This is a genomic window from Seinonella peptonophila (assembly GCF_900129355.1).
GTDB classification, from domain to species: domain Bacteria; phylum Bacillota; class Bacilli; order Thermoactinomycetales; family Thermoactinomycetaceae; genus Seinonella; species Seinonella peptonophila.
In genome coordinates, this window is sequence record NZ_FQVL01000003.1 from 284,292 (window position 1) to 303,939 (window position 19,648).

15 protein-coding genes are annotated in these 19,648 nt (G+C 40.9%); all 15 read right to left on the minus strand.

Annotated features, from left to right (window positions below; all coding sequences use genetic code 11):
• Positions 1-12: 12 nt before the first annotated feature.
• On the minus strand, positions 13-2,655 hold the full coding sequence (locus tag BUB71_RS08225) for an ATP-binding protein (protein ID WP_073154353.1): 2,643 nt from the start codon (positions 2,653-2,655) through the stop codon (positions 13-15).
• A gap of 96 nt (positions 2,656-2,751) precedes the next feature.
• The gene (locus tag BUB71_RS08230) at positions 2,752-3,918 is read right to left on the minus strand and encodes a peptidoglycan DD-metalloendopeptidase family protein (protein ID WP_073154354.1); all 1,167 of its coding nucleotides are present in this window, start codon (positions 3,916-3,918) and stop codon (positions 2,752-2,754) included.
• Positions 3,902-4,486 (minus strand): hypothetical protein, encoded by a 585-nt coding sequence (locus tag BUB71_RS08235; RefSeq protein WP_073154355.1) that lies wholly within the window; start codon positions 4,484-4,486, stop codon positions 3,902-3,904. The genes BUB71_RS08230 and BUB71_RS08235 overlap by 17 nt, the downstream gene beginning before the upstream one ends.
• Positions 4,487-4,528: 42 nt before the next feature.
• Positions 4,529-5,983 (minus strand): CD3337/EF1877 family mobilome membrane protein, encoded by a 1,455-nt coding sequence (locus BUB71_RS08240; protein ID WP_073154356.1) that lies wholly within the window; start codon positions 5,981-5,983, stop codon positions 4,529-4,531.
• A 20-nt stretch (positions 5,984-6,003) separates the two neighbouring features.
• Positions 6,004-8,502: an ATP-binding protein gene (locus BUB71_RS08245; RefSeq protein ID WP_073154357.1), complete on the minus strand. Its 2,499-nt coding sequence runs from the start codon at positions 8,500-8,502 to the stop codon at positions 6,004-6,006.
• Positions 8,502-8,897 (minus strand): conjugal transfer protein, encoded by a 396-nt coding sequence (locus BUB71_RS08250; RefSeq protein ID WP_073154358.1) that lies wholly within the window; start codon positions 8,895-8,897, stop codon positions 8,502-8,504. Before BUB71_RS08250 ends, BUB71_RS08245 begins: the two co-directional genes overlap by 1 nt.
• A complete protein-coding gene (locus BUB71_RS08255; RefSeq protein WP_073154359.1) occupies positions 8,894-9,154 on the minus strand; it encodes a hypothetical protein in 261 nt (86 codons plus the stop codon). Before BUB71_RS08255 ends, BUB71_RS08250 begins: the two co-directional genes overlap by 4 nt.
• A gap of 1 nt (position 9,155) precedes the next feature.
• The gene (locus BUB71_RS08260; protein ID WP_073154360.1) at positions 9,156-10,061 is read right to left on the minus strand and encodes a conjugal transfer protein; all 906 of its coding nucleotides are present in this window, start codon (positions 10,059-10,061) and stop codon (positions 9,156-9,158) included.
• Positions 10,062-10,078: 17 nt separating this feature from the next.
• Positions 10,079-10,684, minus strand: coding sequence for a class D sortase (locus BUB71_RS08265; RefSeq protein ID WP_073154361.1), 606 nt, complete (start codon positions 10,682-10,684; stop codon positions 10,079-10,081).
• Complete coding sequence (locus BUB71_RS08270; RefSeq protein ID WP_073154362.1) at positions 10,681-11,757, minus strand: hypothetical protein; 1,077 nt, start codon at positions 11,755-11,757, stop codon at positions 10,681-10,683. Before BUB71_RS08270 ends, BUB71_RS08265 begins: the two co-directional genes overlap by 4 nt.
• 502 nt (positions 11,758-12,259) lie before the next feature.
• Positions 12,260-12,952: a DUF3891 family protein gene (locus BUB71_RS08275; RefSeq protein WP_073154363.1), complete on the minus strand. Its 693-nt coding sequence runs from the start codon at positions 12,950-12,952 to the stop codon at positions 12,260-12,262.
• A gap of 228 nt (positions 12,953-13,180) precedes the next feature.
• Positions 13,181-15,952, minus strand: a complete 2,772-nt coding sequence (locus tag BUB71_RS08280; RefSeq protein WP_073154364.1) for a VWA domain-containing protein — start codon at positions 15,950-15,952, stop codon at positions 13,181-13,183.
• On the minus strand, positions 15,942-17,732 hold the full coding sequence (locus BUB71_RS08285; RefSeq protein ID WP_073154365.1) for a vWA domain-containing protein: 1,791 nt from the start codon (positions 17,730-17,732) through the stop codon (positions 15,942-15,944). The genes BUB71_RS08280 and BUB71_RS08285 overlap by 11 nt, the downstream gene beginning before the upstream one ends.
• Positions 17,733-17,763: 31 nt before the next feature.
• Entirely contained in the window at positions 17,764-18,630 is an 867-nt protein-coding gene (locus BUB71_RS08290; RefSeq protein WP_073154366.1) for a DUF58 domain-containing protein, read from the minus strand.
• Positions 18,627-19,622, minus strand: coding sequence for an AAA family ATPase (locus BUB71_RS08295; RefSeq protein ID WP_073154367.1), 996 nt, complete (start codon positions 19,620-19,622; stop codon positions 18,627-18,629). The genes BUB71_RS08290 and BUB71_RS08295 overlap by 4 nt, the downstream gene beginning before the upstream one ends.
• Positions 19,623-19,648: the final 26 nt, after the last annotated feature.

The window sequence follows — 19,648 nt, forward strand, 5'->3', positions numbered from 1 at the left end:
TCCGTTATTTCGTCATGCTGAAGACTCTTCTATATCGCCTTCTATTGCCAATTCTGTTGTCTTATCCATATATTCTGCAATCTCGTGATCGAGTTCCTCGATTTCTCTTGCTTTTGGATCGTTTCGCATCAACTGCATACCCCATTCAAGTCCCCATTGATGCGCTTCTTCAACTTCGACTGTCCGATGATCTGCGATTTCACCCTCAGGTGTACATACATATGGTGGATGATTAGAAATGACAAAAGTAGTCGCATCACTGCGTTGATTTCTTTTGGAACGAATATAGACAGCAACCGTTCTTTCTGGCAATTGTTCAAGGAAATCTGTCTTTAAGAAATTCCGTGTTAAATCTTGAACCTCATCGGCCCCTTCTGTCTGTGCACAACTTAATACCATTCCTACATTTGCTTTAATCGCTTGGAGTAGCTCTCGATCTTCAAATTGATCAATATCGCGTGTGACAAGACCTAACCCCATATCATGCCGGCGATCCTCCAAGAAGATTTCACGTAATAAGGGTACCTGTACCAAATGTGCTTCCTCAATCATTAACAAGTGGAATTTAGAGCCAAATGCACGTTTCTTGGCGACTAAGTGATATTGGCTGAGCAAATGTCCGACTGTTACTTTTAGTTCATGCTCTTCCATACCAAATAGATCAATCATCACCAAATGTCCTTCATCCATATATCGACGAATTTCTAAGCCCATTTCCAACTGAAGAAACATACGTCGCATTGTAGGGTCCTGTAATAATGGATCAATTCGATTTAACAATAAGCCCATTTCTTTTAATTCTGATGGTGTTACATTTGCCCAAAAGCGCTTTACATAAGGATCTTTTACTTCAGCTAACACCTCTTTGCGGAATCTTGGATTATTGACCATATCATCAATTCCCAAAATGGTGTGTTCCTTATTATCCTCTAATAGACCGTGGACAATCATGGTTAATAGCCGTTTTCCGCGTACAACTGACTCACTCTGTCCAGATTTATATAAAATCACCTCTGCGACTTGTTCAGCGACTTGGTTTACTGTATAACCTTTTGTCTTGGTAAGGAGATTCAGTCCCAACATATGAGTGGTATCATCTGACAAATTATAGTGGTGAATCTTATCTAATGGCAATTCAACACCTTTTTCTACTAATGTTCGTAAACGATTCTCCACAATCGCGATAATTTCTCTCGCTGGGTCTAACAAGGTAAATCCAGGCGCTGTATCTGGATCTTTCACCCAGTCGTCAATCATAGACTGAATGATTTCCACTGCACAACTCGATTTCCCCATACCATTTGCCCCTGTTAAAATAAAATGCTTTGACAATTGATCGTAGGGCACACGAACTTCTCGTTGTTCTAATGGATGCTTCATCTGCCCAATCATGACACCACTATCCCATTCATGAGATTCCAAAGATCGCTGGTTTTTCTTTAAATGGGTGATATATCCTCGTGAATCCTTTGCGTCATCAGAAGGCTCTTGATAAATCCAATGATCAGCTGGAGGCAAATGAAATAGATTAGCTAACTCCTCTCCTGTCCAGATCATCAACGTAAATGGAATGGGGTAAGGAATTGGATTGTGATCTGCTATAGGATTCCACCAATCATGCTTCCAAAAATAGACTGCTCCATCATAATTCATCGTTGTCTCAATCGCATTTGCCGTTGAACGGACAATATTCGCTGCATCCTCATGATTTGACCAAAGAGATAAGCGAACCTGGAATGTGAGTTCACGACCTGTCACCCGGCGAATCAAACTGATTTTACGCGCTTTTTGTTCAGGGTCTAAATCAGCCATTTTCTTATCTTTTAGATCATCTAATGCATCCTCAGATCTTTCTTCCAAGGCTTTCCAAGTTGTCGGAGCAAACTGAAGATCAACAATTGTACCTGGTCGCAGACAATTCAGGATATTACCAAGCTGACTTTCTTTTTTCTGTTCCAAAGAAGCGAGAGGTAAGCCTTTTCTCCGACCACGTGCAAAGCGGAAATGCCCGCCTGATCCACCTGCTTCAGGTTCAGGGAATTGGTCTGCACGTAAGTCATGTATTTCTGCTGTCGGGTATACACTGCGAATCGTGTCGTAGACACTATTTCGCTTATCTTTCGGGTAAGATAGGTAAATCCCGATCTCACGGCTATGCTTTGTCATGGCAAAGCGAATGCGAAACCAAGGTGTTCCCCAATTGATCCGTTGCTGAAGATGTCGAATCATCCCTCCAAAAGTTCGTGTAAGCGTCATCACCTTGTCTACTTCAAGCTTTGTTTGATCAGAAGGGAGAATTCGTAAATACCTGACATCTGCGGTTGCCTGTTGACGATAGTACCGATAGCGAAAATACTGTACAATGACATACAAAAACGGTGCAGCCACTAAAATCACAATCAACAGCGGCACAAGACTCCATAAGCTCTCAAAGAAACTACCAATTGAATCAAAAAACTGTGTAATCCCCCCTAAAGCTCCAGTAGAACCTCCTGAACTAGTAGTAGGTGTTCCTTCCAACTTTTCTCGAACAAATGGGTAAAGTTTTGCTAAGACAACTAACACACCGACGGGAACGATAAAAAACCACAACACCATCCGGGGAATGGAGGAAAGGTCTTCATCTTTTCCACCCGGTACCTTTAACCAACTCATATCGTTCCTCCTTTACAAATCATCTTTCAATACTGTTAAAATTCGCCATTTATTCGGCTATTTCCTTTTGAACCGCCAAAAGGCGGGGAAGACTTACTATTTTTTCTCCCCAGGTTTACATTGATTAGAAATCCAACAAAGTGGGTTAGTAAATTGACCATTTACCATGACCTCAAAGTGTAAGTGAGGGCCAGTACTATAACCATCACTTCCTACAGCACCAATCTTCTGACCTTTGGTAACAGCGTCACCTGCTTTTACAAAGAGTCCATTGGCATACATATGTGCATATCGTGTAACAATGCCACCGCCATGATCAATGGTGATTAAATGTCCATACCCGGATGAAGTACCTGCTGAAACCACTTTTCCATTATCTGCAGCAAAAATGGGGGTTCCTGCGGGCGCTGCCATATCTAAACCTGTATGCATTTTCCATACATGCTTAATCGGGTGAAACCGCATGCCATAGGATGAGGTGTTGATCGAACCTTTCGTTGGCATGGCAAACTTCCCTGTTGAAGGCAGTGCAGTACCATTATTTCCTGTAGTAGGTCCACCAGTTGGCACTGTATTAGCATATTGATGAGCCCGTTGCATGACTAAATTGACATAGTCTTGAGAATGATTATATAGCCAGATCGCTTTTTCCCAGCTACCACCCTGCTTATAGTTGGCTGCTAAATATTTTGCTGTCGCATGTAATGCGTCCTTTGGGTTATTACGATCTGCTACTCCATCTCCATCTGCATCAACCCCATAACCCCCATATTTGGCAATCATCTTTGGATCATTAATAATATTATTCAAACTATCTGGTAAGTCTCCACTTTTCGTGCCTCCTGGATAACTCCAACCAAGCCATGTCTTATCCATAAATTGTGTATGACCTTGCGCACCTACCATTTTGCCTGTTTTAGGATCAACACTTTTTCCGGTATCGGCACCAAAGCTTGATTCAACACTATGAATCGCCGCAATAATATTCCAAGGGACACCATATTTTTTTCCTGCTTCAACATATATCGGGTAATATTGTTCTGCTGCTTGTGGAAATCCTGAAGATTTTTCGATCGCATCTTGGTTTACTCCCGTTGTTTGTTCCTGTTCGGGAATATCAAAACCATCTTCTCCTCCACCTAATAATGTTGTAATTCCTGTGACAAGAAACATCATCCCAATAAACGGGGAACATAATAGTAAGATAATTGCAAAGGCACATCCAACCGTTTTATTTGATTTTGCACTATTCGAAGTCGCCATGGATGTTCATCTCCTTCACCTTCCACTCCCCGCTATCCGATTGATCTAAGATCAATTCATAGTTTTCGCCCATGGCCATTGTTTGGTTTTGTGAATTATAGCTTGTATATTCCACTTCAACCATACAAGAGACAGTGAGTTCCAGCTGTTGGCAATCGGTTTTTACGATTCGGTTTAATTTTGTACGTACCCTTTCAGATGTAGGACGTCCCTCTGTCTCCAAGGATGTTTGTTGCAGCAGTGGATTGTCTAGATAAGGACGTACAAGCGTAAACCATTGCTGGAGATTTGAGTAATCCTTATTGATATAATGCGAAATCATTTTATTGGCTGTTTCCTTTACATTCGTTAGATCTTGATTTGACATTTTTCCTGTTGTTTTATAAGTTTCTTGTTTTTGCTCAACGTTGGTCTTTTCATTTTGGGCTTTTGGCTCTGGATCTCCAAATCCAAAAAGACCAAAATAGACAAAGATGGCCCGCAAGCCCAAAAGTACAATGGCAAATACAACAACGATTACTACAATCATCAGGGGGCTGATCCCTTCTCGATTACCTGGCTCTGACAATCAAATCCCTCCTTTCTTGTCCAAATGGAGCCTACTCATTGACTAAGAACGCGAGGTAAATTTTTGTATTCGTTGTGCGGTATTTCCTAGGTAACCATCGAGCTTTTTCACTAATGCCCGAATATTACCATCTGCTGACACATTAACTGGTGAACTTAATATGCTAAATAAATCTTTACGTCGCCAAATAATCCCGATCACCAGGATCAATTGCATCGCAATGGTCCAGATGTAACCAGCTTTATCAGGTGGCGACATTCCATATAAAAATTGAGACATGGTAACCAATACACTGAGAAATACGCCCAATATTAACTTGGTTACTTGATAACCCACAAATTTTTTCATCCAGTTCATTGCCACACCTGACCATGCAGGATAGAGTGCCATAAGTAGTGCAAAAGGTGCGTAGAGTGCAAAGATCACAAATAAAAATTGGTAAACTAAGATCGCTCCAGCAATGATGAAAAACATAAATCCTAAAATTAGATGTGAAAATCCCAACAGAATAAGCATGCTAAATCGCTGATGTATTCCCACATCTTTCATCATGGCATTATCTGTCTCTTTGGCAACAACCTGATTGCGTGCATTGCTTCCTACTTTTGCGTTTAATAGAGCTTCAATTCTTTCTTTTGTTAATGAATTGTCTTCTTTTGTTTTCCCATATTGTAACATCAAATAAGGCTGATAGATTAACATATTATAAATTTTATCTGCAACTGCAAAAGAAGCAACTTCATCTGGATATTTCATTTCATGATTAATGGTACTGTTCAGATCAAGCCCAATACCCATCAACTCTTGGCTTAATCCACTGCTCAAATCGTTTAAATAACGCATGACGCCACCCGCATTTGCAAAGAAAACCATCGCTAACATCAAAATGAGTAAACTTTTTACCATTGCGCTGATCGCATCGGTGGTTTTCTTCTGAATCATGCCCATGTATGCGATATAAGCTCCACCACAGATGATGAGCAACATTAAAAAATTACCCCAGAGTCCGGATTGTCCAAAGCCAGCTCCCGTAAAACCAGCTAATTGTTGGACTGCTTTTTCCACTGCATCAGCAAACCAGCTCACAATATCAAGAGAAAAGCTATTCTCCAAGACTGTGATCACTGTGAAGTCCCACATGAGCAACGCTTGCCAAAATAAATTATTAAATCCATGCAAAATCGCATTCCCTTTATTTGACAATTGCATTGTAATATCTGTTAGCCCTGCTGATTCGGGTACATATTCTAGGTAATAACGACTTGGCTTATATTTACTAAATTTCACATCATAGCCATGACTCTTTGCTTTTTGAATGCGCTCTTTTGGAAAGATAATACTTAAATCGCTTAGCAAATCGTAACCCTGACCCGATTGAGTTGCACTATTTGTCACAGGTGCAGGGGTAGTAGGCGCAGCATTAGCGGTACCTACGATCCAATGACATGCTAGGACGATCAAAGCTAGGCAGACCAGTATATATCGTTTTTTTACCACGTTTCTTTGCTCCCCCCTCATTATCTCATGACCACTTCTTCACTTGCTCTCTCTGAATGGACAGTTTTTGAGCCAGGTCTTGTATCGAAAGCATGGAACAGTCTTTCTTCTGGAATTTTGATCTCTAATTCGTTGACGCGTTTTTCTAAGTCAGACATCAAACAAGTACCTGTTGGCAAACTACGAACTGTCTCTACGTTTTTATCATTTGGTTCGATCCCAAGGATGCGACATGCAGCTTCAGCTTCCTGCTGATCGCGACAACGAAAGACAAACCGACATCCTAGATTGGAGCGAATCTCTTCACCTAACATGTCTTTCGCGTTTTGACTAATCAAATAGATCGCCGAGTTTTTACTTCGCCCTGTTCGAACTAACTCTTCTAAAATCGCTCTCCCTTCCCGAACTTTGGCCAAGCGCCATGATTCATCAAACAAAACCAATTTAAAATGTGAACTCGATTGGTTGGAAAAACGCCTTGAAAAATCAGAGATTGCCATTAAAAGTGCAATAGACATTCGCCCAAAATCAGTTTGACTCTCTTCAGGTAGCTGTAAATCTTCAACTTGTAATATGGTTAACTGCTTAGATAAATCAATCGCACCTTGTGTTCCGTTACCAAAAAGAAGCTGACCTTGTCCAGAGGTTGCAAGGTAACTCAGCACATCTAATATTTCTTCTAAATGATCGCGTCTTTTTTCGGTCATTGATTGTAAGAGACCTTCAAGGCACTGCAAGACCCCCATCATCGAAGGCTGTTCTAGCTTGATTGCTTGGTCAACTGCTTTACCGATTGCAATCGCCTCATAGGTACCATCTGATGCTCGCGCCAAAAATTGCAAGATACGTTTTGCCGTTTCAGCAGCAGCAGCGCGTTCACCCGCTGATTGCACACCCATCAACGGATCAAGTTTTCCACGATCTTCTTCACTCGCTCGCAGCGTTACAATATGGGTAAGTCCTCTAAGCTCTGGTAAGTGATCAATCCAGTGAGCCCGCTCGTCTTTGGGATCAAAAATTAAAACTTTTGATCCAGTTAACAATGCTTGATACGCTAATAGATTGGCACCTAGTGATTTTCCTGCTCCCAGAGAACCAATAAAAGCAGCGGAGGCAGTCATGCTTAGCTTCTCATCCTTTGGACCGCGATCATGTTGAAAGAAAACGGGTAAATTCCGAGACATCCCGATCAAGTGACCTGAACCATCACCAAGTTGCCTTGTTGCCCCAACCATACTTGCGGCGACAGAAGTGGGGTCCATATGGTGAACATAGTCATGGATCAACTGTTTTGATCCGGGAATCATTTCATTAAATCCTCTCCATTGATCACCATAAGGCACTTCCACCTGAATCATCATATCGCTATACAAATCCTTGATTAATTGAATCCGAATCTGGAGCTCATCTGCATTTTCAGCCGCTACACATAAGACAATCGAAGTTTTGAGCAATGGAAACTTATCAGTACGTAGATTATCCTCCAGTTCATTTGCTTCTTGACGGCTATTTAAAATATGGAAAGAAGTCTCCTCCCCGCTTTCCAATGCATGTTCGTCTTCTGCTTTTAATTCTTTCTTCTTATTTAAGACTTGCGAAAGCGCTTTACTATATTCAATTGTCTCTGTTCGTACTGATGCTTCAACAGGAAAACTTAGCTGTTGTAAACAGTAGAGCCATTCTAAGCCAGGAAAATTGGCTTTATCTGGAATATAGGAAATGGTTAAAAAGGCCATATGTCCCTGCTTGGTCTGACCATGTACATGCTGCTCAACTATTAACTTTCGTCCATATGAGTCATCAAAACGCCCCTCACTCAGTGTCATGATATCGCGCATCGGTCGTATTGCTTTTTTTCCTTTTATTTCTGTCTTGACCGACTTAGGCTTCCAACCCACTCTACGCGGACTTTCACCAATACCACGATAAAATCCACGACGAATCAACCACTGCAAATCATCAGCAGTCAGACGCCTCACCCGTAAGTATCCCTGTAAACGCGAATAGATCAACTCTTCTTGTTTCTGATAAGCATCAAGCTCTTCCAATAAAATCTCCGCTACATCAGTCCCTGAATGATCATAGAGATACCTTCTAAAGTCCTTGATTGCATATAAAAATTCACGAAGCATAGAAAGCCCTGTTATCGTTGTCTTTTTTAACTGAATTCCAATATAAAAGCGATATTGATGAATTTCTTTTCCTTTTAATCGTTTCATACATGCTTGAATGTGACGTTCTCCAGCTTCATAGAGCTGAGGAGAAAGTCCAGTCAATCTTTTCTCCATGCTTAATTGATGCTCGGTAAGACTTTGATGTTCAGGTACGATTAACGCATGGGTATCTGCATTGATATTCCAATAAAAAGCCTCCAAATTCCCATGGAGGCTGAGTTGATCATCCACCGAACGATAATCGTAATTAAAAGGCTGTATCTCATAATAAGCAGAAACGGTTCCATCCTGGCTAAAGACCAAGTTATCTTCAAAATATTTTACCGGGAATTGGATACGAGCCATCAACTGTCACCTCCAGAATTCAAACGATAGACGACTTCACCATCATATTGAAAATATTTCTCTTTTGGGCGTTCAATTTTTTGATAACGTGCATAATGATGATTGCTAAATAGGTGCTCAAAATAACGGTAGAGAAAACGGTGGGGGGCTTTACCGTCTAAGGTTTTTCTAGTAAAGAACCAGGTGACCAAAAATGGCACACCAATAAACTTGACCAAGTAAAAGTCAATCCAAGAAAGTGGGGGTAACAGATTCAAACAGATCATAATCAAAAGAGAGACAACAAAGAAGGCCATCTGCCGATATGAAACCGGCAGAGGTAAATGAATACCTTGGATCGAGTAAACCGTCTTTTCAATGCGGAAAACTCGATTATAAATGCGAATCTGTTTCATTTGAGATAAGCCTCAAATAGCCAACTGAATCCATCGCTCCCCAACGATTGAACCAACTGTGGTTTAAAGATAAAGACACTTACCAACATAGCAAAAAGTGCAAATCCAATGAACGCAGTAAAGGCACGTTTCCAGAACAACGTTAAACTGACAAAAATAACTGCTAAGAAAAAGAGCGCTCCAATTTCTCCGCCAAGCGTCTCTTGTAACTTCTTACCTGGACCGGCTGCCAACATGATTATGGTTGAGAAATCCATTCTATTTATCCTCCCCTGATATTAGTTTTGTAACAAACCATTGACCCTTATCCTCAATTAGCTCAAGTCGATAATGACTATTTATCTGTACGCCAGAAGCGAGATCTTCTAACAATACATCACAATTTGCTTTGTAAGTTTCTCCTACTTTGGTAACTTTCAAATTTTGCAACTCATGAAATTGTACGATTCCCGTTAAACCAGCAATCGCTGATTGATCTTTCAGTTGATAACTAATCTCTCTTGGACTATCCTCTGTATAGGCTTTCCAAAAACTTTGGAGGAAGCTGGTTACTTTTTGTTCCACATCTGATGGGACTAATTCACCTTCATCCTCTTTCTTATCGGGGAATGTAACCTGTTTCGCAACAGGTGGTGCAATAAAAGTAGGTTTATCGACAATTCGATAAGAATCGCCTGCTTTTTTGATCGCAATCTGTAGATAGCGGTCTACACGCTTCCGTTGTTGACTATCATCACTATTGATCAACTCTGTCTCTGCAAAGAGGGTCATCTCTTTTATACCTTCCCCGCCAGGACGATCCGTAACCTTCCAAACCTCAACATTCTCGGGGTACGAATCCCACTTTAACTTGCTAAAGTCCATTCCTCCTTGGACATCGATACTATCTGCCCAGTAAGGCTTTAGGCGGATCGCTCGACTCCCTTCATTACCTCGAGACCAAGAGAGATATTCCCTTGTAAATTGCTTGGCAAAAGCAACTTCACCTAAATTTGTATTTTGCGAAGTGGAAGTAGATGTTTGAGTTGTTAACGTCTGTCGTGCGGGAACAGGTATCAAATGAAATTGAATACCGATTGCAATCGTTGACGTTAAAGCTGTGTAAAGCAGCGCCCCCCAAAAAATCCACCGCCAAAACTTCTGCTTTGTCGTTGTCTGAATCAAACGGTTCCACCTCTTTACTAAAACTTAGCCACTAACTTTGCTTGCACAATATAGCGATCAGGTGCGGAACCGATATACCCAAACGGATAGCATGTGGTGAGTGTGAGAATGGGAAGTTTATGAGATACAATTACAGATTGATCACTTGCATCTGTAACCCATGTTTTGGTGATTCGATATACAAATGATCCCTGCGGTGTAACCACTTGTAATGTATCACCCTTATTAAGCTCACCCAATCTTTGTAAAACCGTATCCCGGTGACCTGAAAGGACTGCATTATCCCCTTCACCCGGCAATACACTCCGTTCGTAATGACCAACCCCATATGCCAGTTGCTCATCATTTGTTCCTTCGATGACTGGCAACCTTTCTTTTAAACGAGGGATATATAGATAAGCAAACTTTTCACCTTGTTTAGGGCGTTGTACTTTTGGGACGATCACAGGTTGAACAGGAACAGAAGTTAAACTCTTGGATTTCTGATCTGCTAGTTTCGATGCTTCCGATGGCGTAATCTTTTCCACGACCTCTACCTTTTGTAGATACATTACGTATGAATAGCTGGCGTAGCCAATACCAAGAATGATCAAAACGCAAGCGATGACGCGATCCCATCTCATTGTTCATCCACTCGCCGAAAAAGAATGTATAAAATGCCAACAACTGCAAATAGAGCACCGATCAATACACTGTTTAGATCGTTGCTTGCTGTTTCAGGCAATGTACCATGATTAACTGTTCGTGGCTCTCCATCCTCTATCATACTACCTTTTGAATCATTATTGGTTGAATCTATCGCCTGATCTTCCGATTTTGACTTTGTTTTTTTCGATTGAGTCTGATTAACTTGATATTGTGCAACTTCTTGATCCATCTGCGATTTTGAACCTTGTAAGACACCAAACATAGAAGCGACCATCTCACGCTGTTTACCTACTTGTGAAGCTGGTTCTTTATCCTTAATAATTCTCCAGGGCTTTCGTTCCTTCTTGATCTGTGGATCTTGATCGGATTTTTGTTCTTTTGATGGTGAAGATTGATCCTCTTTTTTATCCTCTTCCTTTTTAGGAGTTGAAGTTGTTTTTTGCTCTGCTTTCGGCTTTGCTTCTGGTTTCGGCTCTTGCTTTTTTGACGGTTCCTGTTGATTAGGATGCTTTTGAACTGGCTTTTTAGGTGTTGGTTCTTTTTGATCTGAATTCGATTTTGGGTTCGTTTGGACTGGTTTATCTGATTTGTTTGGCTCTTCCGGCTTCTCGGGCTGCTCAGTTTTCTTATGTTTAACCGGTTTAGATGTTTCCTCTTGCTTCTTTACCTTTGTCTCTTTTTCTTTACTTGCTTCATCTTTAGGTGCTTTCTTCTCTTGCTGCTTTTTCACAGATGATTGTGGTGTATTTGCCCCTTCAGGAACAAGCTGTTCTTTCTTCTCTTGCTTAGGAGGTGAATCAATCGGCATTTCACCTTTGACCTTTGGTTGTCCCTCCTGCTCTTTCTGTTCTTGCTTAGGTTTCAGATGTTCTGGAACCAACTCATCCTGTTTTTGCTTAGGTTGAATTGGTTGATCCAAAGGAAGTTCTCCCTTTACCTTCTCATCAACGGTTGCAAGCCGTGTGGCAAAAGCAGAACCAATCCCCAAAGAAAGCCCTGTGATGATACATAAGGTGATAATTGCGGCTTTTACAATTGAGTCATTCATATATTCACTCCTTTTCCATTGATTCAGATCTAGGGGAGTGCGCCATAAAGTGTGAAAATCTGACGAAATGGAAGTGAATCATAAGCGTAACTTTCACTCACCTTCCTATAATATTACAGTTTAGTTATTATTTTCAACACTATTTACTATTTTTTGTATATTAGGCCAGTTGCAGGAACTCCTTATCAACTACAATTTTCGCGTTTATGTCGTATAGACGCGTATTTTGTAGTATTTAAAATTACATAAATTTACACAAAAATAAACACTAGCCTCTATATCCTAAACAGTGATAGTAATGTGTACTCTTCACAGCAGAACATTTCAAAAAAGAAAATCTGCTTTCCAACAATAATAAAAAAGAGAATGATTCAGGTAATCCTTGTCAGATCCTCATAATTGGAACAGATGTTATTTTTTTGAAATTTTAGTTCCTCCCCTGAGATTAAACGTTCAACAAGAAATATACCCCCTTTTCGGGGGTTCAATCATTAAATATATGTCAAATTAAAATCTGCCATTGATACAATCCTGATTCAATCTCTTGCCGCTCTTGATTAAAAACGCGATATGGAATTTGCAGCTCAAAAGATTCTTTAAAAAGGCTAGGGCTTAAACGTAAACTGGTTTGATCTTCCCAATACCATTGATATGTGCTTCCGTTGTACTGAATTCCATTTTGATACCAATCATGAGGACCTGTTTCGGGATCATGTAAACATATGGAAAGGGACAGGTCATCGCAAAATCGCAACAATCGAAAATTGTCGATGAGATATTGCTTCTCATCAGCAGAAAAATATTTTCGAATTCGCTGTCTACGTGCTTGTTCTCGATCTAAAAATTCTTTTGCCAGTGGTTCAGTTAGCTTTTCAATAAAGTAAGCGTAATGTTTGCTACAAAGATAACCTGCATAAAGATTTTCATTTTCAACAGTTACAATCCCATTCGTATATGCTTCTAGCTTTAAGGCTAGGGGATAATCCATAAAAGAATAGGGTTGATTGCTCTCCTCATTCCAAACCACCTGTCGGTCAAGCTCGATCCAACCAATATCATGGTTTCGAATTGCAAATAGTGTTTCCTCACGTGGGCGAATTACTTGAAAGAGATGCTCTGCCATTTCACCCGCCATGAGTCCATGTTCGTGTTGGTTCATTAACACATATTGATCTCCTCTTTGACGAACAATCATGCCCCGAACCCCTTTCTTGTTATTAATTTACGCCTACTTTATGAAACTATTCCTGTTCTGACTGCTGCTTAAACAGATGGTAAGCGGAATCCTAAAGCATATCCATATTCTTCTATTATAACATCTTTTAACAAATATATTTTTATCATGAATAAAATCTTATACACCAGCTCACTAAAATGCACAAAATAGCTTTGGAGCTTCGAGCTGGTGTATGTAAAATATTATTTATTCTTTTTTTCGAATTCGTTTTTTAGCTTGTAATAAACGATCTACTTTTAATCCTTGAGAAGAATGAAGCGAATGCTTTGTTTCTTGCTGCTTTTTAGGAGCCTTTGTTGCAGCTGTTTCAGGCTTCTGTTCCTGATTTACAGCAATTGTATTCCAGCGCTTCTTTCTGTTTACAATCGCTTGGCTAGATTGCTGTTTTATCTTTGCAATCGCTGACTGCTCCGTTTTTGTTTCCATTATCGTCGCTCTCTTCTTACGCCATGAAAAAATTTGGTCAAAAGATAGTCGGCGCGCCGCGATATCGACAGGCCATAATAACGTAGCAACCAGTAATAACCAGAATGTAATCTCTTGTTTCTCCCAATCGCCTTCGGATGAATTACGAAAAGCCATTGAAGGATCTGGTTGTATTTTCCCAAGCTTAGTGAGATCAATGGTACGTGTGTTGGGTCGATATTCAGATGAATAGGGAACGACAAAACCAAAGGTGCCCAATCTTTTCTGATTTTTTCCTTTACCCGCTACTCCTTGTAAAAAGTAAGTTCCTGGTTCTAACGCTGGTAGTGATCCCTCATATTTATCTTTTGCAGTTGCTTTTACTTCTATTTTTTTTGATTCACCACTCTGATCAACCATATTAAAAGCGATAGTTGGAGCGGTTTTCAACTGTGCTTCTGATGCATACACTTCTAATTTTGGTTGTTCTTGATCCAATTTTGGTCTTAGGTCAAATCCTCCGTTTCCTGATTGCGAAAATGTCCACCCAACCACTTGATTCCAAAAAGTAGTAGCTTGACTCCAGGCCGTCCAGGCTTTTGACCATTTACCACTCACATCACTTGTAAAAGCAAATGTCCGACCTAAACCATATTGCCAACGTGCCAAGATTGGATCACGAAAATGAGGGCTTAATATAACTTTTTCACTTGTTTGTTTTGCTGTTGTTCCTACATACCCTAAAAGGGGAGGAACTGCTGAAAGGCCTAGATCATTTCCTGCATTCATCTCAGGGATGATCGGTTGATTTACGATATATGAACGTTTGGAAAGAATTGTTTCTTTACTAAAAATCGTCGGGATTGCTTGTGGATGATTTGCTAAATAACTACGCCCTTTTCCCCATACAGCTAACTGTTGCAGCAGCTTTTGATCCGCATCGGTTCCAACCGCAACAGTACTTAATGTAATTCCCTTTTTTGCCCACTTTTGCGTAAGTGCCTGAAATTTATTGTTAGGTGCTTGTCCATCCGTTAATAGAATGACATGCTTCCTTTTTACTTTTAGTTTACTTAATGATTGATAAGCTGTATCCAAAGATGGGTATATATTCGTTCCCCCATCTGCGGGTATATTAGAAATCAATCCATTGACTGCATTTTTATTGGTCAGCGATTGCGGCTTTAAAACCCATTTCATTCCATCGTCAAAGGCAATAACACCTAGCTGATCTTGACCAGTAAGCAAACTAGCTGAACGCATAGCCGCTTTTTTCGCTAGTTCTATCTTTTCTCCAATCATGCTACCTGATTTATCGATCACTAACATCAACCCAAGCGATGGCATTCTACGTTGATCGCGAATATCCATATAGACAGGCAGTGCCTGCTCAAGCGGAGTCTGATACCAACCCCCAAGGGCAAAGCTATTCTCTCCTCCGATCATCCCCATGCCTATTCCTAAATCCCGCACAGCAATTTGCATTTGCTTGATCTGCTTTTCAGTGAAGGAATATGCCGGAACATTGACTAACAGAAGGCTAGAATATCGCTTTAAGCTTTCTAAACGATCTGGCACTACATCTGGCTTCATCCGATCACTCGCGATTCCTAATGCAGCAAGGGAACGAACCAGATTTTCACTATCAGTCCCTTGCTCTTCCACGATCAGCACACGTGGTTTACCTTGTACTTCACTAAAGGCATAGGCCTGATTGTTCTGAACAATGGTATCAACTTTGGGGACGATCTCCACTTGATACCGTAGAAATCCATCTTGTTTTGCAATAACCGGAAATGAAAATTTGTTATTACCAGGGTTTAAGGTCACCTCGCGCTCAAGTACAGGTTTCCCAGCTTCTAAAATCCGTAGTTTTGAAGTTGTCTTGATCGTAGAACGAATGAACAGTTGCAGTTGAAAATGGTCATCTTGATGAAGCTGCTTAGGCACATCGATTGAATCAACGAAAACTTCTGGTCCCTGCTTTGAGGCAAGCGAAACAATATCTACAGGAATACCACGTTGTTGAAATTGAAGGAGTTCTTTTTTTGCGTTTCCTGTTGTCTCTTTCCCATCCGTTAGGAGAACTACTTTTCCTTTTGCTGTACTTGGCAACAATCCAGCAGCCAAACGAAGCCCACTCGCTAAATTCGTCGCATGTTGATTGATGACGGTTTGCAATGAATCAACTTGTTTATTTTGCTGCCAAGCCTGCTCCACCACGGCACGATCCGCTACTGATATGAGCGCAAATCGATCCTCAGGCTGTTTTTGCGCTACTGCTCGCTTCACCCAATCTAAAGCTAATTGCTCATTTTGAATAGAAGCTGATCGATCAATAATAAACACAACAGATCGACCCATCTGAGGAAAAATGAGAGTTGTTTGGGCTAAGGCGCTTACTAGTAAAAGAAAGATCAAACCACGCAACACCAATAGGACACTTTTCTTTCCCTGTAGAAAGCGATGTTCTTCCTGCCACCAATGGTATAAAAAATAGGCACAGGGAATAAGCAGCAACAAGATAAAAGGTTCATACCAACTAATAGCCACGCTTAAACACCACCCATTCCCAAGTTACAACGATGATGACAAGCCATGTTAACCACCACCAAAATTCTTGTTTTCCTTGTAATGTTTGGTCATGAAGAACAAGTGGAGTGGTTGTGATCTTCTGTAAATTCAGGTTGGATTCATTTTCAGGAAAGCCAACTCGAATGAAATAAAAAGGGTGCTTTGCTCCCACAGCAGTCATTTTTAATAAGCCAACTGCTTCAGGAAGACGAATCTTTACCTTGCCTTGGATCACTCTTCGCTTCCCCTGCATAAAACCGGATAACTGAATCTCGTTTGTCGCAGGTGGCACCTTTACTTCTACTGTTTCATCAGGAACGCTCTCTTTTGCCCCAGCATCTAATTCAGGTACTAGCCAGTGGGCGATTTGCATCATTAAGACTGGAAAATACGGTTTTAAAGCAAGATCAGATTTTTCTAGATCAAAAGGAAAGAGGACGACGCGTTTTCCTTGATATTCCCCAGCGACTAGCAAAGGTTTTCCTTCTATTTGTAAAATCACGTCCGCCCAATCAGGAACGCGTACTGGTGATAAATTAGCAACCGAAAGTTCACCAAAGTTCAGACCTTCACCAATCATATGAGGCGTAGTATTTTCTATTTGACCTGATACAGCAGTATGTATAGAAGATTTGCTATTAGCAAGTCCTTGTAATTGAGTAGAAAAATATAGTGCAGGCTGATTTGCCCACTGATTACCTCCATTGACCACAGAAAAACCTTCATTAGATGTCAATGGATTTGTGGATAGTTCTAATTGATCTGATAAGGAAAATACTTTTTGTAGAAAAATAGAAGGGGAACCCAGCATATGCACAGGATATTTTTTTTGGAAAGTTTTCATTTGATATCGTCTGTTGTCTTGTGCAAGCGCATCATATATGGGACGTATATCAAGCTGGTATACTGGCTGATCAGGTAGTTGAGAAAAATGTACTTCTTGACTTGTCTCATTTTCCATTGTGAGTGACTGTGTTGCTAATAGATTCCCTTGTAAATCATGAACCGAGACAGCAACTTGATTTTTTACTTTTCCATATTGATCCACACGAACAAAAAGCTCTTGTTTGCCCTCATTTTCTTCTAACGAAGAAGCACCAATTGCAACATTCGGCTTTGCTGAACCGATTTGAATCGATCGATGAGGGAGTGATGCCGGTTGTTTGGACAGACTGGCACCATCGCTGACCAATAAAATTTCGCTCTGATTGGTAGCTGTGGTCAGCGCATGAGCAAAAGATAACGCTGCATCCAGATCACTGCTGCCCAATTCAGGCTGTAATTGATCAAGCACATTCATCAATTCGCTTTCTTGATCACTTTGCGAAATCAGGAGTCGTGGCACACGTCCAGCCGCAATTAAAGTAATCTGCTGATCACTATCTTTATGATCAATAAAACTTCGAACTTTTTGCCGAGCTATTTCTAAACGTGTTTGCTTTCCCTCTTTTGCTAGCATACTGCCTGAAATATCAATGACAATGATTGCTGAGGAGGTACGGATTGTATCGGCAGGTAAGCTAGGACGGCTCAAGGCAAAGACAAGTAGAATGGCTACGAGTAGCTGTAACCACAGCAGTAAATGATGTTGAAACTTTTTCCAAGGACGGTTTGCCTCTAAGTCCTCAAAAAGCCTCTGCCAAAGAAGATTACTTGATATGACTCGATCCTGGTAACGACGTTTCAATAAGTATAAAAGAAGAATGGCTGGCAGTAGATAAGCCAGCAACAAAAAACTGTAGGGTTGTAATACTTGCATAAGAAGTCCTCATTTCCCAAGCTATAGATGGTCAACGTAGAATTCCAACCTCACGAAACAAGGTAAAACAAATTGTTTCAACCGCTTCCTCTGCTGGAACAAATAAATAGCGAATACCTCTGTTTAAACACCATTTTTCTAATTGCTGTATATACTTTTGAAATCGTTCGCGATAAAGTGTTTGTGCATATGGAGAAATGGCAATCTCCTTTGCTTCAGTTGATTCACTATCGATTAATCGCAGATCGCCTGAGTAGGAAGGCTCTCTTTCTTCTTTTGCTACCACTTGTAACAAAATAACCTGTTGGTGAGATGCTTGTAAACGAAGAAGACTCTTTTCCCATCCTGTTTGAAAAAAACCATCTGTAATAAAAATGGAACATCCTGCTTGCTGAGGTAGTCCTTTTGCTGTTGCAAAAGCATTTCCTACATCACCGCGCCCTGCAAAGTGCAACTGTTGAAGTTTGGAAAAGAACTGGGGAATCTTTTTTCGTCCCTGAAGCATTGGCAAGATACGATGAATCTCTTCCGTAACTGAATAAATTGCACAACGATCTCCATGATACAGCGATGTATAGCAAAGAGCTGCTGCTAGTTGGACAGCTATTTCTTTTTTTTCCACCATCGATTCACTTGTGTCAAGGTAAACTGAGACTGACATTTCTCTTTCGTCTAAATAAGTTTTCAGCATCCATTTCTGCAAACGTGCATAAAGTGCCCAATCAATCTGCCGGATGTCATCACCAGGTACGTAAGGGCGATAATCGGCAAAGTCGAGTGAGCTACCTACCACCTTGGAACTGCGTTCCCCAGTATAGTTACCGCGTATTGACTTTGCCCCAGTCAGGCGCAGCATTTCCAGTCTGGCCAAAAATGCGGGCTCAAAGAGCTGCGTCATTTCTCTACGCCTTCCTTTAATCCGGCCAAACAACTTGAAATGAGCTGATCACTATTTACTCCAACTGCATCTGCTTCAAAATTAAGTAAAAGTCGATGACGAAGAACGGGATAAGCGACCTGCTCCAAATCTTCAAAACTCACATGATAACGTTGGTATAAAAAGGCTCTCGCCCGTGCAGCTTGAACCAAAGCCTGTGCGCCGCGAGGACCTGATCCATAACGGACAAACTGTTTTACTTGCTCAGTCGCACTTTGATGCTGAGGATGTGTTTTCATCACTAACTCAATCGCAGCATGAATGATCTCATCTGAGATCAAAATTTGACTCACTGTCTGTTGTATATTCACCAACTTTGCACCATCAGCAACAACCTCAATCATGGGCTGCTTTTGTCCAGCAGTTTGAATCACAATCTGTTTGAGTTCCTCACTCGATGGTAGTCCTACTAAAGTCTTCAATAAAAAGCGGTCTGTCTGTGCTTCTGGTAATGGATAAGTTCCTTCACTTTCCAAGGGATTTTGAGTAGCCAAGACAAAAAATGGTTCTGGGAGTTGATGCGACTCTTTGCCTACCGTTACGGTTTGCTCTTGCATAGCCTCTAATAGTGCACTCTGTGTCTTAGGGGTAGCACGGTTAATTTCATCAGCGAGAAGCAAATGAGCAAAAACGGGACCCGTTTGGAAGCGAAAATTCATCCCCTGTTCATCATTGGTGATGATCTGTGTCCCTATAATATCGGCAGGCATCAAATCAGGTGTAAATTGTATTCTTGAAAAGGATAAATCTAAGGCTTGAGCAAGGGTACGTACCAACAGGGTTTTACCTAGACCTGGTAATCCTTCTAGTAAAATGTGTCCTCTAGCAAGAATAGCAATGAGTACTTGCTCAATCACTTGCTCTTGCCCAATGATCACGTGTTGGATCACTTTGCGTAACTGAGCAATGATTTGTTGTTCTGCTTCCCATCGTTCCTTCCACTCTTTCTCCAATCTTGTCACTCCTATTCATTGGTCAA

Excerpts from the sequence above, each read along its gene's own strand:
- BUB71_RS08225 (WP_073154353.1), bottom strand. The coding sequence starts at position 2,655 with ATGAGTTGGTTAAAGGTACCGGGTGGAAAAGATGAAGACCTTTCCTCC.
- BUB71_RS08230 (WP_073154354.1), bottom strand. The coding sequence starts at position 3,918 with ATGGCGACTTCGAATAGTGCAAAATCAAATAAAACGGTTGGATGTGCC.
- BUB71_RS08245 (WP_073154357.1), bottom strand. The coding sequence starts at position 8,502 with ATGGCTCGTATCCAATTCCCGGTAAAATATTTTGAAGATAACTTGGTC.
- BUB71_RS08250 (WP_073154358.1), bottom strand. The coding sequence starts at position 8,897 with ATGAAACAGATTCGCATTTATAATCGAGTTTTCCGCATTGAAAAGACG.
- BUB71_RS08255 (WP_073154359.1), bottom strand. The coding sequence starts at position 9,154 with ATGGATTTCTCAACCATAATCATGTTGGCAGCCGGTCCAGGTAAGAAG.
- BUB71_RS08265 (WP_073154361.1), bottom strand. The coding sequence starts at position 10,684 with ATGAGATGGGATCGCGTCATCGCTTGCGTTTTGATCATTCTTGGTATT.
- BUB71_RS08270 (WP_073154362.1), bottom strand. The coding sequence starts at position 11,757 with ATGAATGACTCAATTGTAAAAGCCGCAATTATCACCTTATGTATCATC.
- BUB71_RS08275 (WP_073154363.1), bottom strand. The coding sequence starts at position 12,952 with ATGATTGTTCGTCAAAGAGGAGATCAATATGTGTTAATGAACCAACAC.
- BUB71_RS08285 (WP_073154365.1), bottom strand. The coding sequence starts at position 17,732 with ATGCAAGTATTACAACCCTACAGTTTTTTGTTGCTGGCTTATCTACTG.
- BUB71_RS08290 (WP_073154366.1), bottom strand. The coding sequence starts at position 18,630 with ATGACGCAGCTCTTTGAGCCCGCATTTTTGGCCAGACTGGAAATGCTG.